17 protein-coding genes are annotated in these 15,873 nt (G+C 67.7%); all 17 read left to right on the top strand.

All coding sequences use genetic code 11. The features are described 5' to 3' along the window. The first annotated feature begins 182 nt into the window (after positions 1-182). The 17 genes from smpB to IT359_11090 all read left to right on the top strand — a co-directional run bounded on the left by smpB (position 183) and on the right by IT359_11090 (position 15,779). Positions 183-653, top strand: a complete 471-nt coding sequence (gene smpB, locus IT359_11170) for an SsrA-binding protein SmpB (GenBank protein MCC6929541.1) — start codon at positions 183-185, stop codon at positions 651-653. Then, the gene (locus tag IT359_11165) at positions 650-1,909 is read left to right on the top strand and encodes an N-acetylmuramoyl-L-alanine amidase (GenBank protein MCC6929540.1); all 1,260 of its coding nucleotides are present in this window, start codon (positions 650-652) and stop codon (positions 1,907-1,909) included. Before smpB ends, IT359_11165 begins: the two co-directional genes overlap by 4 nt. Then, on the top strand, positions 1,906-2,844 hold the full coding sequence (locus IT359_11160; protein MCC6929539.1) for a dihydroorotate dehydrogenase: 939 nt from the start codon (positions 1,906-1,908) through the stop codon (positions 2,842-2,844). Before IT359_11165 ends, IT359_11160 begins: the two co-directional genes overlap by 4 nt. Next, the gene (pyrF, locus tag IT359_11155) at positions 2,841-3,566 is read left to right on the top strand and encodes an orotidine-5'-phosphate decarboxylase (GenBank protein ID MCC6929538.1); all 726 of its coding nucleotides are present in this window, start codon (positions 2,841-2,843) and stop codon (positions 3,564-3,566) included. Before IT359_11160 ends, pyrF begins: the two co-directional genes overlap by 4 nt. A 154-nt stretch (positions 3,567-3,720) precedes the next feature. Beyond that, the gene (gene rpmJ, locus IT359_11150; GenBank protein ID MCC6929537.1) at positions 3,721-3,837 is read left to right on the top strand and encodes a 50S ribosomal protein L36; all 117 of its coding nucleotides are present in this window, start codon (positions 3,721-3,723) and stop codon (positions 3,835-3,837) included. A gap of 2 nt (positions 3,838-3,839) precedes the next feature. Further along, the gene (gene rpsM / locus IT359_11145; protein MCC6929536.1) at positions 3,840-4,217 is read left to right on the top strand and encodes a 30S ribosomal protein S13; all 378 of its coding nucleotides are present in this window, start codon (positions 3,840-3,842) and stop codon (positions 4,215-4,217) included. 1 nt (position 4,218) lies between these two features. Further along, complete coding sequence (gene rpsK / locus IT359_11140) at positions 4,219-4,596, top strand: 30S ribosomal protein S11 (GenBank protein MCC6929535.1); 378 nt, start codon at positions 4,219-4,221, stop codon at positions 4,594-4,596. A 3-nt stretch (positions 4,597-4,599) separates the two neighbouring features. Then, complete coding sequence (rpsD, locus tag IT359_11135) at positions 4,600-5,232, top strand: 30S ribosomal protein S4 (GenBank protein ID MCC6929534.1); 633 nt, start codon at positions 4,600-4,602, stop codon at positions 5,230-5,232. Positions 5,233-5,432: 200 nt separating this feature from the next. Then, the gene (locus IT359_11130; protein ID MCC6929533.1) at positions 5,433-6,503 is read left to right on the top strand and encodes a DNA-directed RNA polymerase subunit alpha; all 1,071 of its coding nucleotides are present in this window, start codon (positions 5,433-5,435) and stop codon (positions 6,501-6,503) included. Between the two features lie 6 nt (positions 6,504-6,509). Beyond that, positions 6,510-6,866, top strand: a complete 357-nt coding sequence (gene rplQ, locus IT359_11125) for a 50S ribosomal protein L17 (GenBank protein ID MCC6929532.1) — start codon at positions 6,510-6,512, stop codon at positions 6,864-6,866. A gap of 3 nt (positions 6,867-6,869) precedes the next feature. Then, complete coding sequence (locus IT359_11120) at positions 6,870-7,088, top strand: 50S ribosomal protein L28 (GenBank protein MCC6929531.1); 219 nt, start codon at positions 6,870-6,872, stop codon at positions 7,086-7,088. A 73-nt stretch (positions 7,089-7,161) separates the two neighbouring features. Further along, positions 7,162-8,166 carry a GDP-mannose 4,6-dehydratase gene (locus IT359_11115; protein ID MCC6929530.1) on the top strand — a complete coding sequence of 335 codons (1,005 nt, stop codon included), beginning with the start codon at positions 7,162-7,164 and terminating at the stop codon, positions 8,164-8,166. A gap of 128 nt (positions 8,167-8,294) precedes the next feature. After that, the gene (carB, locus tag IT359_11110) at positions 8,295-11,531 is read left to right on the top strand and encodes a carbamoyl-phosphate synthase large subunit (GenBank protein ID MCC6929529.1); all 3,237 of its coding nucleotides are present in this window, start codon (positions 8,295-8,297) and stop codon (positions 11,529-11,531) included. Between the two features lies 1 nt (position 11,532). Beyond that, positions 11,533-12,150, top strand: a complete 618-nt coding sequence (locus IT359_11105; protein ID MCC6929528.1) for an N-acetyltransferase — start codon at positions 11,533-11,535, stop codon at positions 12,148-12,150. Further along, positions 12,147-13,208 (top strand): Gfo/Idh/MocA family oxidoreductase, encoded by a 1,062-nt coding sequence (locus tag IT359_11100; protein ID MCC6929527.1) that lies wholly within the window; start codon positions 12,147-12,149, stop codon positions 13,206-13,208. The genes IT359_11105 and IT359_11100 overlap by 4 nt, the downstream gene beginning before the upstream one ends. Positions 13,209-13,265: 57 nt before the next feature. Next, complete coding sequence (locus tag IT359_11095) at positions 13,266-14,390, top strand: DegT/DnrJ/EryC1/StrS family aminotransferase (protein ID MCC6929526.1); 1,125 nt, start codon at positions 13,266-13,268, stop codon at positions 14,388-14,390. Positions 14,391-14,420: 30 nt separating this feature from the next. Then, positions 14,421-15,779 (top strand): nucleotide sugar dehydrogenase, encoded by a 1,359-nt coding sequence (locus tag IT359_11090; protein ID MCC6929525.1) that lies wholly within the window; start codon positions 14,421-14,423, stop codon positions 15,777-15,779. Positions 15,780-15,873: the final 94 nt, after the last annotated feature.

Below are 15,873 nucleotides of genomic sequence, written 5' to 3'. Positions count from 1 at the left end.
GTCGCGCGGGGACGGGAAGGTATCGGCGTGGGTAGTCCAAGTCAACGCGCGATATCGCCTTACGCGGCGCCACCGGACCAGCGGCGCGAAGCCCCTCGCACCGATTACTTTCCGACGCCGAACGCGACGCAACGATTCGGTCCTTCGACGCCTGGACCGCGCCCGGATACTTCACTCGCCCGATGGCCCAGCAGACCGAGTCCGAAGACATCAAGGTCGTCGCGCGCAACCGCGATGCCCGCCACAACTACCACATCCTCGAGACGTGGGAGGCGGGGCTGGTCCTGACCGGCACCGAGGTCAAGTCGCTCCGGAACGGGAAGGCGAACATCTCCGACGCATACGGCATCGTGCGCGACGGCGAGGTGTACCTGCTCAACGTGAACATCTCTCCCTACGAACGCGGCGGGTACGTCAACCACGACCCCACCCGGCTCCGCAAGCTCCTCCTCCACAAGCGCGAGATTCGCAGGCTCATCGGCGCCGTCGAGCGCGAGGGGCTCACGCTGATCCCGCTCGAGCTGTACTTCGTGCGGGGGCGCGCCAAGATCCGCATCGCCCTGGGGAAGGGAAAGAAGCTGCACGACAAGCGCGACGACTCGCGGAAGCGAGATGCCGATCGCGAGATTGCCCGCGCCATGCGCCGCCGATGATTGCGCTGGTCGCTGCCTTCGCCCTCCTGCAGCAAGTCGCCGAGCCACCGGCAACACTCACCGTTCGTGAGGGCGAGAAAGTCGGCACCGTCCCCGTGGTCGTCACGCGCCTGGGCGCGATGGTGCGCGCGCAAGACCTCCTGCAGACGTTAGGCGCGGTCCTCCTGCGCGACACGCCGGAGCGCTATCGCGTCGTGATCGGCGGCACCGAGTTCGAGTTCGCGCCCGGGCTGACCTACACCAGGGTGAAGGGGGCCACCGAACCACTCGCCGCGGCCCCGGCGGTACTCAACGGGACGCTCTACCTCCCACTCTCCTTCCTCACCGACGTCGTGCCGCGCGTGGCGACAGGCTTCCTGTACGACGCACGGCAAGGCGAGCTGCGCAAGTTCTCCCCGGTGGTGGCGCAGCGCCGTCTGCCTAACGACTCGGCGGAGAACAGGACTGAGCTGCTGTCGCGCGCGACCGACCAGCCACCGCGCGGTGAACGCGCGCCGCGTCCGGCGGGGGGCGCGCCGCGCCTCGATCGCGCTCCCGTGGTGATCGTCGACGCCGGACATGGAGGGCGCGATCGCGGCATGCACGGTCCCATCGCCGGCGGTCCGCGCGTCTACGAGGCCGACATCACCCTCTCCGTGGCTCGCCGCCTTCGCGACGAGCTCAAGGCGCGCGGCGTTGTCGTCGTGATGACGCGCAGCACCGACACCCTCATCGCACTCGGCGATCGCGGACGCATCGCCAACCGTTCGCAGGGCGACCTCTTCGTCTCCATTCACGTCAACGCGGCAAACCCGCGGTGGAAGAATCCCGGTGCGGCGCGCGGCTTCGAGACGTACTTCCTCTCCGAGGCCAAGACCGATGACGAGCGCCGCGTCGCCGAGCTGGAAAACGAGGCGGTCAAGTACGAAGTGGAAGAAGGAGCCCAGGGCGGCGACCCGCTCAGCTTCATCCTCAACGACATGAAGCAGAACGAATACCTGCGCGAGTCGAGCGACCTGGCGGCCACGGTGCAGCGTTCGCTGCGCGCCATTCACCCCGGGACCGATCGCGGCGTGAAGCAGGCGGGCTTCGTGGTGCTCGTTGGCGCCTTCATGCCATCGGTACTGGTGGAGGTCGGCTTCGGGACCAATGCCGCCGAGGCCGCGTACATGTCGGGTGCCACCGGGCAGGGGGCGCTGGCGTCGGCGATCGCCGATGCAACGATGGGGTACCTCGCGCGCTACGCGACCAAGCGTGGCAACGGCGTGCGCCCGTGAGCAGCTCCCATCGCTCCGCCCTCGCCACCACGCTCGCCGGGATCGAACTCCAGAACCCGGTCTTTCTCGCCGCGGGTACCGCGGCCTACGGCGACGAGCTGGATGAAGTCACGACGCTCGACGCGTTAGGCGGTCTCGTGACCAAGGCGGTGAGCCTCGACCCGCGCCCCGGCGCGCCGGCGCCGCGCGTGGCCGAGTTTCCCGGCGGGATGATCAACGCCATCGGGCTCGCCAATCCCGGAGTGGAGGCGGTGCGCCGCGACCACCTGCCGTGGCTCGCGCGTTCGCTCGCGCGCGCGCGCGTCCTGGTCAACGTCGTCGCCTACGCCGTGGACGACTTCGCCCGCGTCATTGAACGGCTGGACGATGTCGAGGGCAAGGACGGCTACGAACTCAACGTCTCCTGTCCCAACGTCAAGGCGGGCGGAATGGAGTTCGGTGCCGACCCCGCGGCGCTGGCCGAGGTGGTGCGCCGCTCGCGCGCCGCGACGTCGGCGCCGATCTTCGTCAAGCTGTCGCCGACGTTGCCCGACGTGGCCGCGGCGGCGCGCATCGCGCTCGACGCCGGGGCCAACGGGTTGACGCTCGTGAACACGATGCCCGGGCTGGTGATCGACCTCGATCGCCGCAAGCCGGCCCTGGGATTCGGCACCGGCGGCGTGAGCGGCCCGGGGCTGCTCCCCATCGGCGTCCTGGCGACCTGGAAGGTCTGGAAGGCCACGCGCGCGCCGATCATCGGCGTGGGTGGAATCACGACCGCGGAAGACGCCCTGCAATATCTGGTGGCGGGTGCCACCGCGGTGGCGATCGGAACGGCGGGGCTCCGCGATCCGCGCCAGCCCGCGCGCGTGGTACGTGGCCTGGAGGAGTGGTGCCGCCGGCATGGCGTGCGATCGCTGTCGGAGATCTCGGGAAGCCTGGAGTGGCCAACATGAGCGCACGATCCCTCGACGAATCATCACGCGCGATTCCAATCGTCGCCCTCGACGTCTCGTCCGCCGCGGAGGCGTTGGCGCTCGCGGGGCGACTCGGGGAGAGCTGCCGGTACTACAAGGTGGGGAGCGAGCTCTTCACCGCCGCCGGGCCGCATGTCGTGAGCGCGCTGCGTGAGCAGGGACATCGGGTCTTTCTCGACCTCAAGCTGCACGACATTCCCAACACGGTGCGCGGGGCTGCGCGCGCGGCAGCGCGACTCGGCGCCTCGCTCCTGACCGTGCATGCGTCCGGGGGGGGCGAGATGATGCGCGCGGCGGTGGAGGGGGCGGGGGAGGAGTGCGGGATCCTTGCTGTCACCGTTCTCACGTCGCTGGACGCCGCGTCTCTCTCTCGCGCCTGGGGGCGCGAGGCGACGCTTTCGATCGAGGACGAGGTGGCTCGGCTCGCGGCGCTGGCAGCCGAGGCCGGCGCGCATGGGATCGTCTGCAGCGGGCACGAGGCGGCGCGTGTGCGCGCGGCATATGGCGAGCGTCTGCAGCCCCTGGTTCCCGGGATCCGGTTTGCCTCCGGCGAAGTCCACGACCAATCGCGTGTCGTAACGCCGGGAGGGGCGGTGAAGGCGGGTGCTCGCTACCTGGTCCTCGGTCGGGCCGTGACCGAGGCGGGCGATCCGGCGGGGGCGATGCGCAGGGTGTGGGAGGAGATCGGCGGCGCGGGGTAGCGGGCCTCGCGCGCGCGTGGGGTGGTGAGGGCGTAATCCCGCGCCACGACAGATTTTGGGCCCACGCTCCCTTGCATCGGGTGGGTGGGTTGTCTATTCTTGGTGTCTTGTCCGATTTTCCGTTTGTTACCTTCGGTTCGATTCGGAGCCTCCGGTGAAAGTCCGCAGCAGCGTGAAGCCCATCTGCGAGCACTGCAAGGTTGTGAAGCGCAGCGGCGTCACTCGCATCATTTGCAAGCGCAACCCTAAGCACAAGCAGCGGCAAGGGTAAATATGGCTCGTATTGCTGGTGTCGATCTCCCTCGCGACAAGAAGGTCGAGATCGGGTTGACGTACATTTTCGGGATTGGGCGCGCGGTGGCGAAGGAGATCCTCGAGAAGACCGGGATCTCGGCCGACCTTCGCGTGCGCGACCTGGTCGATGCCGACGTGAACAAGCTCCGTCAGGTGATCGAGAAGGATTATCGCGTCGAGGGCGCCCTGCGCACCGAGATCGCGATGAACATCAAGCGACTGATGGATATCGGTTCATACCGAGGGATCCGTCATCGCCGTGGGCTCCCCGTGCGCGGCCAGCGCACTCATACCAATGCGCGCACGAAGAAGGGACCGCGTCGCGCGATCGCGGGCAAGAAGAAGGTGACCAAGTAGTATGGCGACCGGGAAAAAGACCAAGCGCGTCGTGGAGGCGGAGGGTGTCGCCCACATCAACGCGACGTTCAACAACACGCTGGTGACGATCACCGACATGCATGGCAATGCCATCGCGTGGGGGACCTCGGGCAAGGCGGGGTTCAAGGGGTCGAAGAAGTCGACGCCGTTCGCCGCGACCGTGGCCGCCGAGCAGTGCGCCCGCGAGGCGCTGACGGCCGGGGTGCGTCGGGTGCACGTCCTGGTGCAGGGGCCTGGCTCGGGGCGCGAGTCGGCGATCCAGGCGCTGGCGGCCGCTGGCCTCCAGGTGAAGTCGATCAAGGACGTCACGCCGATTCCGCACAACGGCTGCCGTCCCCCGAAGCGCCGGAGGGTCTGAGCCATGCGTTACACCGGTTCATCCTGCCGTCAGTGCCGCCGCGAGGGGACGAAGCTCTTCCTCAAGGGGACCAAGTGCTTCACCGAGAAGTGCCCGGTCGAGCGCCGTCCGTACCCGCCGGGCCAGCACGGCCAGGCGGCGTCGCGTCGCCGCAAGTCGTCCGAGTATTCGAAGCAGCTGCGTGAGAAGCAGAAGATCAAGCGCATCTACGGGGTCAGCGAGACGCAGTTCCGCAACACGTTCGAGAAGGTGTCGAAGCAGCCGGGGATCACCGGCCACAACCTTCTCGCCGCGCTGGAAAGCCGTCTCGACAACCTCGTGTACCGCATGGGCTTCGCGCCGAGCCGCAAGTCGGCGCGCCAGCTCATCCGCCACCGCCATGTCGAGATCAACGGCAAGCTGGTGGACATCCCGAGCTACGTGGTTGCGCCGGGGCAGGAAGTGCGCGTGCGGCAGAAGTCGCGCGAGCTGATCCTGGTCCAGGGTGCCATGGAGCAGGCGACGCGCGGGGCCTCCCCGTCGTGGCTCGCCGTCGACCGCGACACCTATTCCGGTCGCATGCTCGAGCGCCCCTCGCGCCCGAACATCCCGATCGCGGCACAGGAACAGCTGGTCGTCGAACTGTACTCCAAGTAGTGAACTGGACTCGAGACGAGAAGACGCGGTGCCTCACCTCGTCTTCTCGTCCCCAGCCTTCGCTGGGGCATGCTTCTCGTCCTCCCGTCTTCTCAAAGAAGGTCGAGACCCTAACTCTCATACGAACCCATCGCGCGTTAGGGGCGGGGTGGGGCGTTGCCGGGGCGCGGCCCCGGTATGACCGAACCGAGCACTGATTCATGTCACAGGCGATCGACTTGAAGGGCCTGGTCCGTCCCCACCTCATCGAGGTCAAGAAGCGGGACGACAACCCCTATATCGCTGAGTTCATCCTGCAGCCGCTCGAGCGCGGCTACGGGCACACACTCGGCAACGCCATGCGGCGGATGCTCCTCTCGTCGCTCCGCGGGGCGGCGGTCTGGGGCTTCCGCATCGACGGCGTGGTCCACGAACACCAGACCATCTCGGGCGTCGTCGAAGACGTCCACCAGATCATCGGCAACCTCAAGACGCTCGTCCTGAGCCTGGCCGACGATGTCGAGGAAGCGGTCCTGCGCATCGGCAAGTCCGAGGCGGGTCCCGTCACCGCCGGCGACATCGAGGAGAGCGGGAGCGTTCGGGTCATCGACCCCAACCACCACCTGTTCACCCTTCAGGACGCCCGCGACATCAACGTCGAGCTGTACATCAACAAGGGGCGCGGCTACATCGAGTCCGAGGCGCACGTCGTCGACCGGGGGCTCCCGATCGATCTCGTCCGCATCGACGCGATCTACAATCCCGTGCGCCGCGCGAACTTCTCGGTCGCCGAGACGCGCGTCGGACAGCGCACCGACTACGATCGCCTCACGCTGACGGTCGAGACCAACGGGACCATCGCCCCGGAAGAAGCGGTGAGCTACGCCGCCGCGCTCGCCCAGACGCACTTCCAGTACTTCGCCTCCTTTGGCTCGCACGCTTCGGCGCCGATGTCGATGGGGGGCGAGAGCGGGGGCGGTGATGCGGCCCGCCTCGCACAGCTCTTCAAGTCGGCCATCGACGACCTCGAACTCTCGGTCCGGTCGGTGAACTCGCTGAAGAACTCGAACATCCGCACCCTGGGTGACCTGGTTCGCCAGACCGAGAACCAGATCCTCCAGGTCAAGAACTTCGGCAAGAAGTCGCTGCAGGAGATTGCTGAGCTCCTGGAGCGCGAAGGGTTGAACTTCGGCATGCGCTACGAAGAGAACGGCGACGGTGTCCGCATCATCGATTGGGGAACGCCGCCGAGCCGCGCAGCCGCGAACGCGCCAGACGACGAAGAGGAGTAAGGAGCAATGCGTCACAGGAAAGCGGGGCGCCAGCTTCGCCGTACCAGCGAACAGAAGCTCGCGTTGATGCGCGGCCTCGCGTCGTCGCTGATCGAGCACGGTGCCATCGAGACCACCGAGGCGAAGGCCAAGGAACTTCGCCCGTTCATCGAGAAGCTGATCACCAAGGCCCGCTCCGGGACTTTGCACGATCGCCGGCTTGCCGGCCGCCACATCCAGAAGCGGGAGACGGCGGACAAGCTGTTCAAGGAGATCGGGCCCAAGTACCTCAAGCGGCCCGGCGGCTACACGCGCATCCTCAAGACCGGTCACCGCAAGGGCGACGGGGCGGAGATGGCGCGCATCGAGCTCGTGGAGGGGTGAACCATGGCCATCAATCGCAATCGCTGCTACGTCTGCGACAAGGGCGTGACCTACGGGAACAACGTCTCGCACGCGAACAACAAGACGCGCCGCACCTGGAAGCCGAACCTGCAGGTGGTCCGCGTCGTCGCGGGCGGCAAGACCGTGAAGGTCAAGGTCTGCACTCGTTGCCTGTCGGCCGGCAAGGTCCAGCGCGCGCCGCGTGGTGCCGCCGTCGCGTGAGCATGACGTACCGCCCGTCGGTAGTCGAAGGGAGCGCGTTAGGCGCTCCCTTTTGCTTTCACCCCACCCTTCCATGAGCGACGCCTCGCCGAGCGCGCCGCGCACGCCGCGTACGGCGCTCGTCACCGGCGTCACCGGGCAGGACGGCTCCTACCTGGCCGAACTCCTCCTGGCGCGCGGCTATCGAGTCGTGGGAACGACGCGAACACACGGCACGGCCGACACCTGGCGCATCCGGCAGCTGCTCTCACGCCTCGAACTCTCCGCCCTGGATCTCGCCGACGCCTCGGCCGTGCGCGGATTCGTGGGGCGTGTGGCGCCGCACGAGGTCTACCACCTTGCCGCGGCCAGCCGCGTGGACCGAAGCTGGACGCACCCGATGGAGGCGCTCGAGGCAAACGCCGGCAGCACCGTCCACCTGATGGACGCGCTGCGCCACGAGGCGCCGGCGGCGCGACTGGTCATCGCGTCGTCGTGCGAGATCTTCGGGCGCCCCGACGTCTCCCCGCAGGACGAGCGCACGCCGGTGCGGCCGGCGTCGCCGTACGGGGTCTCGAAGGCAGCGGCCTACTGGCTGGCGGCGAACTATCGTGAAGCGTACGGGCTGCATGTGGCATCGGCGATCCTGTACAACCACGAGAGCCCGCGGCGCAGCGAAACGTTCGTCACCCGCAAGATCACGCAGGCCGTGGCGCGCATCGCCGCCGGGCTGGAGACCACGCTCACGCTGGGCAATCTCGAGGGGCGACGCGACTGGGGCTTTGCCGGCGATTACGCGGAGGCGATGTGGCGCATGCAGCAGCTGGATGCGCCGCGCGACCTGGTGATCGGGACGGGAACGGCGCACACGGTTCGCGACTTCTGCGAGCGGGCGTTTGCCGTGGCGGGGCTCGACTACCGAGCGCACGTGGTGAGCGACGAGTCGCTCTTTCGTCCCGTTGACGCGACGACGCTGGTGGCCGATGCGCGCGCCGCGCGTGCGGCGCTGGACTGGGAGCCGCGCGTGGACTTTTCCGCGCTGGTGGAAATGATGGTCGAGGGCGACCGGGAGCGCGTGCGGGGCGGGGGAGGGGTGTAAATTGAGGTGCTCTCCGTCGACAGGACTTCCGGGTGGTGCGGACGTGGTGCCGCGCCCCTGCACCTGCCGACATCTCGCGCTCCATTCCGTCGCCGGCCGACCGGTACTCTGCATTTAGTCATCCCGACATGCCTCGTCGCACCGACATCCACAAGATCCTCCTGATCGGCTCTGGCCCGATCGTCATCGGGCAGGCCGCCGAGTTCGACTACTCGGGGACGCAGGCCGCGCGCGCGCTGCGCGAAGAGGGATACGAGGTCATTCTCGTCAACTCGAATCCGGCGACGATCATGACCGACCCGGAGGTTGCCGACCGGACGTACATCGAGCCGGTGACGCCGGAGTTCGTGGAGCTGGTGATCGAGAAGGAGCGTCCGGATGCGTTGCTCCCGACGATGGGCGGGCAGACGGCGCTCAACGTGGCGATGAAGCTTTCCGAGCGCGGCGTGCTGGCGAAGTACGGGGTCGAGCTGATCGGTGCGAAGGCGACGGCGATCAGGATGGCGGAAGACCGCGCCGAGTTCGGCGAGGCCATGACGCGCATCGGGTTGCAGGTGCCGCAGGGGAAGATTGCCACCACGTGGGAAGAGGCGCAGGCGATTGCCGAGTTCACCGGGTATCCGGCGATCATCCGGCCGGCCTTCACGTTAGGCGGCTCGGGGGGCGGGATTGCCTACAACCGCGAGGAATACGAGCAGATCTGCCGCCGCGGCCTGGCCGAGTCGCCGGTGACGCAGATCCTCATCGAGCGCTCGTTGCTGGGGTGGAAGGAGTTCGAGCTCGAGGTGATGCGCGACCACGCCGACAACGTGGTGATCGTCTGCTCCATCGAGAACCTGGACCCGATGGGGGTGCACACCGGCGACTCGATCACCGTGGCGCCGGCCATGACGCTCACCGACCGCGAGTACCAGGTGATGCGCGACGCGGCGGTGGCGGTGATCCGCGAGATCGGCGTCGAGGCGGGCGGATGCAACATCCAGTTTGCCATCAACCCGCGCGATGGGGAGATGGTCGTCATCGAGATGAACCCGCGCGTCTCGCGCTCGTCGGCGCTGGCGTCGAAGGCGACGGGCTTCCCCATCGCCAAGATCGGGACCAAGTTGGCGGTGGGCTACACGCTGGACGAGATCCCGAACGACATCACCCGGACCACGCCGGCCTCGTTCGAGCCGGTGCTCGACTATGTCGTGGTGAAGTGCCCGCGCTTCGCCTTCGAGAAGTTTGCCCGTGCCAATCCGTACCTGACGACGCAGATGAAGTCGGTCGGTGAGTCGATGGCGATCGGGCGGACCTTCAAGGAGGCGTTCCAGAAGGGACTGCGCGCGCTGGAGACGGGGCGTGCCGGCTGGACGGTCGGGGCGCGCGCCGCCGACGACCGCCTGCCGGACGAGTCGCTGGAGGCGCTGCGCGGCGCGTTAGGCAAGCCGTCGCCCGAGCGCATCTTCGAGGTCAAGCGGGCGATCCTGGCGGGCTTCACCACCGCGCAACTGTACGAGATCACGGCGATCGACCCGTGGTTCCTCGAGCAGATGCGCGAACTGGTGGAGGCGGAGCGTACCTATGCATCGGCAGCGACGGTCGGCGCCGCCGAGATCCGCGCGATGAAGCAGATGGGCTTCAGCGACCGGCAGCTGGCGGAGCTGCGCGGCGAGACGGAGGGGGCGGTGCGCGAGCGCCGCTGGGGGCTGGGGATCCACCCGGCCTACAAGATGGTGGACACCTGCGCCGGCGAGTTCCCGTCGCGCACGCCGTACCTGTACTCGTCGTACGACGAGGAGAGCGAGGCCGAGCCCACGGGGAAGCCGTCGGTCATCATCCTCGGCAGTGGCCCCAATCGCATCGGGCAGGGGGTCGAGTTCGACTACATGTGCGTCCGCGCCGTCCTCGCGCTCAAGGAGCAGGGGTACGAGACGATCATGATCAACTCGAACCCCGAGACCGTCTCCACCGACTACGACACGGCCAACACGCTGTACTTCGAGCCGCTGACGCTCGAGGATGTGCTGGAGATCGTGCGGCGCGAGCAGCCGATCGGCGTGATCGTGCAGCTGGGGGGGCAGACGCCGCTCAAGCTGACCAACGGGCTCGAGGCCGCCGGCGTGCGGATCCTCGGGACGACGCCGGACGCGATCGACATCGCCGAGGATCGCCAGCGCTTCGAGGCCGTGGCGCGCGCGTTAGGCGTGCGCCAGCCCGATGCCGGCACCGCGACGAGCGTGGAGGAGGCGGTGACGATCGCCGCATCCATCGGGTACCCGGTCCTCGTGCGCCCGTCGTACGTGCTGGGGGGGCGCGCGATGCAGATCGTCTATGACGAGGCGTCGATGCGCAATTACTTCGAGACCGCGGTGCGGGTGAGCGAGGAGCGCCCCGTGCTGGTGGATCGCTTCCTCGAGGATGCCTACGAGGCCGACGTCGATGCCGTGTGTGACGGGACGCGCGTGGTGATTGGCGGCGTGATGCAGCACATCGAGGATGCGGGGATCCACTCCGGCGACTCGGCGTGCGTCCTGCCGCCCTATGCGATACGGCCCGAGGATATCGCGACGATGAAGGAGAACACCGTGGCCCTGGCCAGGGAGCTGGGGGTGGTGGGGCTCATCAACGTCCAGTTCGCGGTCAAGGACGGTGTGGTCTACGTCCTGGAGGTGAACCCCAGGGGGTCGCGCACCATCCCGTTTGTCTCCAAGGCGATCGGCGTCCCGCTGGCGTCGGTGGCGGCACGCTGCATGGTGGGGGAGTCGCTCGAATCGATCGGCTTCACCGAGGAGATCGTCCCGCCGTATCACTCGGTGAAGGAGGCGGTCTTCCCGTTCACCAAGTTCCGCGAGTTCGACCCGCTCCTTGGCCCCGAGATGCGCTCGACGGGGGAGGTGATGGGGATCTCGACCTCGTTCGGGAGCGCCTTCGCCAAGGCGCAGCTGTCGGCCGACAACGAGCTGCCGTTAGGCGGGGCGATCTTCATCACCGTGAACGACGGCGACAAGCCCACGGTGATGCCCATCGCGCGCCGCTTCCACGAGATGGGCTTCACGCTCTACGCGACCGAGGGGACCGCGCACTACCTGCGCGCGCAGGGGATCCCGACATCCGGGGTGCGCAAGCTGCACGAGGGGCGCCCGCACGGCGTGGACCTGATGCTGAACGGCGAGGTGCACCTCCTCATCAACACGCCGCTGGGCAAGCACGCGCAGAACGACGACTACGAACTCCGGCAGACGGCAATCTCGCGGCGCATCTCCTACACGACGACCATGTCGGCGGCGTCGGCGGCGTGCGATGCGATCCAGTCGCTGCGCTCGCACAGCGCGTCGGTCTGCTCGCTGCAGGAGTGGCACCAGGTCCTCGTCGCCTCGCGCTAGCATGGCCGCCCCCTTCATCCACGAGTCCGCGTACGTCGACGAGGGGGCAGTCGTCGGCGACGACACGCGCATCTGGCACTTCTGTCACGTGAACAGCGGTGCAGTGATCGGCGAGCGCTGCTCGCTGGGGCAGAACGTGGTCGTGATGCCGCGCACGAAGATCGGCAACAATGTGAAGATCCAGAACAACGTTTCGATCTACGAAGGGGTCGAACTGGAAGACGACGTCTTCTGCGGCCCGTCGATGGTCTTCACGAACGTGATCAACCCGCGCAGCCACGTGTCGCGCAAGCACGAGTACCGCCCCACGCTGGTGCGGCGGGGGGCGAGCATCGGGGCGAATGCGACGGTTGTGTGCGGGGTGACGCTGGGTGAATACGCCTTTGTGGGCGCCGGCGCCGTGGTGCATCGCGACGTGAAGGCGTATGCGCTGGTGGTCGGCGTGCCGGCGCGGCAGGTGGGGTGGGTGTGCGCGTGCGGGGTGACGTTGCCTCGTGGGGAGAAGACGAGAGGACGGGAAGACGAGAAGACGAGTGGACCGGCGCGCCTGGTATGTGAAGCGTGCGGGGCGGCCTATCGACTCCGTGAGGGGGTCCTTTCGCCGGAGGAGTCGGCATGAGTGAGGGAGACGGAGGCGCCGTGGCGCCGGTTCGGATTGCACTCGTCGGCTGCGGGCGCATCAGCCGCAACCATTTCGACGCCATCGCGAAAGTCGACGGGTTGCAGCTGGTGGCGGTCTGCGACACGGTCGAGGAGCGCGCGCGCGAGGCGGGGACGCGCGAGGATGTGCCGTGGTTCACCTCGTATGCGCGGATGCTCGAGCACGCCGCGTGCGACGTGGTGGCGATCTGCACCCCGTCGGGATTGCACCCGCAGCACGGGATACTGGCCGCCAGGGCGGGGAAGCACGTCGTCTGCGAAAAGCCGATGGCGATCACCCTCACCTCGGCCGATGACCTCGTGCAGGTGTGCGACGAGGCGGGGGTGCAGCTGTTCGTCGTCAAGCAGAACCGCCTCAATCCGCCGATCCAGCTCCTCAAGCGCGCCATCGACAAGGGGCGCTTCGGGCGGATCTACATGGCAAACACCACCGTGCGCTGGACGCGCCCACAGGACTACTACGACCAGGCGCCGTGGCGCGGGACGTGGGAGTTCGACGGCGGTGCCTTCATGAACCAGGCGTCGCACTACGTGGACCTGATCCAGTGGCTCGTGGGGCCGGTGGAGAGCGTGATGGCCAAGACCGCCACGCTGGCGCGCCGCATCGAGACCGAGGACTCGGGGATCGCCATCCTCAAGTTCCGCAGCGGAGCGTTAGGGGCCATCGAGGTCACCATGCTCACCTATCCGCGCAACCTCGAGGGGTCGATCACGATCCTCGGCGAAAAGGGGACCGTGAAGGTCGGGGGGACGGCGGTCAACAAGGTCGAGGCGTGGCAGTTCGCCGATTACGACGACGACGACAAGTCGATAGAGTCGGCGACGTACACCCCAGCGACGGTGTATGGGCACGGGCATGAGGGGTACTACCGCAACGTGCTGGCCGTCCTCCGAGGCGAGGCTGCCCCCGACACCGACGGGCGCGCCGGCCGCAAGTCGCTGGAACTGATCCTGGGGATCTACGAGTCGGCCAAGTCCGGCCACGAGGTCCCCCTCCCACTCCGCCCGCGGGTATAGCGACCGGTCGTTTCCTCGTCTTCTCGTCTCCTCGTCTTCTCGACTTCTGGATTCCCGATGCCTGTCCCGCTTCTCGACCTCAAGGCGCAACACGCTGCCATTCGCGACGAAGTCGTCGCCTCGCTCATGCAGGTCGTCGACGACCAGCTCTTCATCCTCGGCGAGCCGGTCGAGCGCCTGGAGCGCCAGGTGGCCGAGCTCTCGCACACGGCCCACGCCATCGGCTGCGCCAACGGCACCGATGCCCTCCTCCTCGCGCTGCGCGCGCTGGATGTGGGGCGCGGGGACGAGGTCGTCACGACGCCGTTCACCTTTTTCGCGACGGCGGGGACGATCCACAACGTGGGGGCGACCCCCGTCTTCGTGGACATCGACCCCAGGACCTACAACATCGACCCGAAGGCGGCGGCCGCCGCGGTGGGGGCGCGGACCAGGGCCGTCGTCCCGGTGGACCTGTTCGGGCAGATGGCGGCCATCGAGACGATCCGGGAGCTGATCCGCTCGCTCCCCATCATCGAGGACGCGGCGCAGTCCATCGGCGCCTCCCGCATGATTGGCGGGCGGAAGGTAATGGCCGGGGAGGGCGCGACGATCGGGACCTTCTCGTTCTTCCCGTCCAAGAACCTGGGCGGCTACGGCGACGGCGGGATGATGGTGACCCAGGACGAGGCGCTGGCGCTGCGCCTCAAGCGGCTCCGGGTGCATGGCGGCGCCAAGATGTACATCCACGACGAGGTGGGCTACAACTCGCGCCTGGACGCCCTGCAGGCCGCCGTTCTGGCGGCCAAGCTCCCGCACCTGTCGCACTGGAGCGCCGGGCGTCGCGCCAACGCGGCGTACTACGATTCCGCCTTCGCCGACGTCCCGGAAATCGGGACGCCGTACATCGATCCGGCCAACGAGTCCATTTTCAACCAGTACACGATCCGGGTCGACCGCCGGGACGAGCTGCAGGGCTACCTCAAGGCGCGCGGGATCGGGACGTCGGTCTACTACCCGCTGCCGCTGCACCTGCAGCCGTGCTTCGCCTATCTGGGGTACCGGGAGGGACAGTGCCCGGAGGCGGAACGGGCGGCCAAGCAGGTCCTCTCCCTGCCGATTTTTCCTGAGCTCACGAGTGCCCAGCTGGACGAGGTGATAGGCACGGTTCGTGCCTTCTACGGACGCGAAGCGTCCCTATAGGAACTCTGGGAACTCCCAACACGAACAGTCATGGGCATGAAAGAGCAGCTTCTCTCCCGGATCAGCGACCGCAGCGCCGTGATCGGCGTCGTTGGACTCGGGTATGTGGGTCTTCCGCTGGCGATGGAGTTCGCCAAGGCGGGCTTCAAGGTCATCGGGTACGACATCGCGCAGCGCACGTGCGAGAACCTCATGAAGGGGGAGTCGCACATCCAGGACGTGCCGTCGAAGGAGGTCGCCGAGCAGGTCAAGGCCGGGCGCTTCATCGCGACCGCCGAGGAGCCGCGGCTCAAGGAGTGTGACGCGATCTCGATCGCCGTCCCGACGCCGCTGTCCAAGACGCGCGACCCCGACATGAGCTATGTGCAGGCGGCGACCGAGGCCATCGCGCGCCACTGCCACCCCGGCATGCTGGTGGTGCTGGAGAGCACGACGTATCCGGGGACGACGCGCGAGGTCATGCAGCCGCGCATCGAGGCGCAGGGGCTCACGGTCGGGAAGGACGTCTTCCTGGCGTTCAGCCCCGAGCGCGTCGATCCGGGGAACCCGAAGTACCACACGAAGAACACCCCCAAGGTGGTGGGCGGGGTGACGCCGGATTGCGTCGAGGTTTCCACGGCGCTCTACAGCTCCTGCATCGACACGGTGGTCCCGGTCTCGAGCGCCGAGGCGGCGGAACTGGTGAAGCTGCTGGAGAACACCTTCCGTGCGGTGAACATCGGGCTGGTGAACGAGATGGCGATCGTGTGCGACAAGCTGGGCGTCAACGTCTGGGAAGTGATCGACGCGGCGGCGACGAAGCCGTTCGGCTTCATGAAGTTCACGCCGGGGCCGGGGATCGGCGGACACTGCATCCCGCTCGACCCGCACTACCTCGCGTGGAAGATGCGCACGCTGAACTACAAGACGCGCTTCATCGACCTCGCCAGCGAGATCAACTCGGAAATGCCGGAGTACGTGGTGCGCAAGGTGGCGCGCGCCCTCAACCAGGACCGGAAGCCGGTCAACGGCTCGCGCGTCCTGGTGCTCGGCATCGCCTACAAGAAGGACATCGACGACATGCGCGAGAGCCCGGCGTTCGACGTGATGCGCCTGCTCGAGGAGCGCGGGGCGATCGTGGACTACCACGATCCGTACGTGCCGCACTTCCAGGAGCATGGGCATGCGAGGGCCGGCGTGCCGCTGACGGCCGAGGTGCTGGCGCAGTCGGACGCGGTGGTGATCGTGACCGATCACGCCAACGTCGACTACCAGTTCGTGGTCGATCACACGGGGTTGGTCGTGGACACGCGCAATTGCACCGGGCGGACCAAGCCGTCCAAGGCGCGCATCGTCCCGTTGTCCAACCTGGGTGAGGGGATTCCGGAGCGCGAGCTCGCGCATCTGTAGTTCGGGACGGGGGATGGGAGAAAGCTTGCCCCAGCGAAGGCTGGGGAGGGACGGGAGTTCGGCTGGGCGCGGTGCCGCGTTGGCGCGCGGCCGG

The organism is Gemmatimonadaceae bacterium (assembly GCA_020852815.1).
Taxonomy (GTDB): Bacteria; Gemmatimonadota; Gemmatimonadetes; order Gemmatimonadales; family Gemmatimonadaceae; genus SCN-70-22.
The sequence above is the reverse complement of the archived record's forward strand: the minus strand, read 5'-3'. Positions and strand labels throughout refer to the sequence as shown.

Bases quoted from the DNA above. Each gene is read 5' to 3' on its own strand.
- smpB (MCC6929541.1), top strand. From the start codon at position 183: ATGGCCCAGCAGACCGAGTCCGAAGACATCAAGGTCGTCGCGCGCAAC.
- IT359_11165 (MCC6929540.1), top strand. From the start codon at position 650: ATGATTGCGCTGGTCGCTGCCTTCGCCCTCCTGCAGCAAGTCGCCGAG.
- pyrF (MCC6929538.1), top strand. From the start codon at position 2,841: ATGAGCGCACGATCCCTCGACGAATCATCACGCGCGATTCCAATCGTC.
- rpsM (MCC6929536.1), top strand. From the start codon at position 3,840: ATGGCTCGTATTGCTGGTGTCGATCTCCCTCGCGACAAGAAGGTCGAG.
- rpsK (MCC6929535.1), top strand. From the start codon at position 4,219: ATGGCGACCGGGAAAAAGACCAAGCGCGTCGTGGAGGCGGAGGGTGTC.
- rpsD (MCC6929534.1), top strand. From the start codon at position 4,600: ATGCGTTACACCGGTTCATCCTGCCGTCAGTGCCGCCGCGAGGGGACG.
- IT359_11130 (MCC6929533.1), top strand. From the start codon at position 5,433: ATGTCACAGGCGATCGACTTGAAGGGCCTGGTCCGTCCCCACCTCATC.
- rplQ (MCC6929532.1), top strand. From the start codon at position 6,510: ATGCGTCACAGGAAAGCGGGGCGCCAGCTTCGCCGTACCAGCGAACAG.
- IT359_11120 (MCC6929531.1), top strand. From the start codon at position 6,870: ATGGCCATCAATCGCAATCGCTGCTACGTCTGCGACAAGGGCGTGACC.
- IT359_11115 (MCC6929530.1), top strand. From the start codon at position 7,162: ATGAGCGACGCCTCGCCGAGCGCGCCGCGCACGCCGCGTACGGCGCTC.
- carB (MCC6929529.1), top strand. From the start codon at position 8,295: ATGCCTCGTCGCACCGACATCCACAAGATCCTCCTGATCGGCTCTGGC.
- IT359_11105 (MCC6929528.1), top strand. From the start codon at position 11,533: ATGGCCGCCCCCTTCATCCACGAGTCCGCGTACGTCGACGAGGGGGCA.
- IT359_11100 (MCC6929527.1), top strand. From the start codon at position 12,147: ATGAGTGAGGGAGACGGAGGCGCCGTGGCGCCGGTTCGGATTGCACTC.
- IT359_11095 (MCC6929526.1), top strand. From the start codon at position 13,266: ATGCCTGTCCCGCTTCTCGACCTCAAGGCGCAACACGCTGCCATTCGC.
- IT359_11090 (MCC6929525.1), top strand. From the start codon at position 14,421: ATGGGCATGAAAGAGCAGCTTCTCTCCCGGATCAGCGACCGCAGCGCC.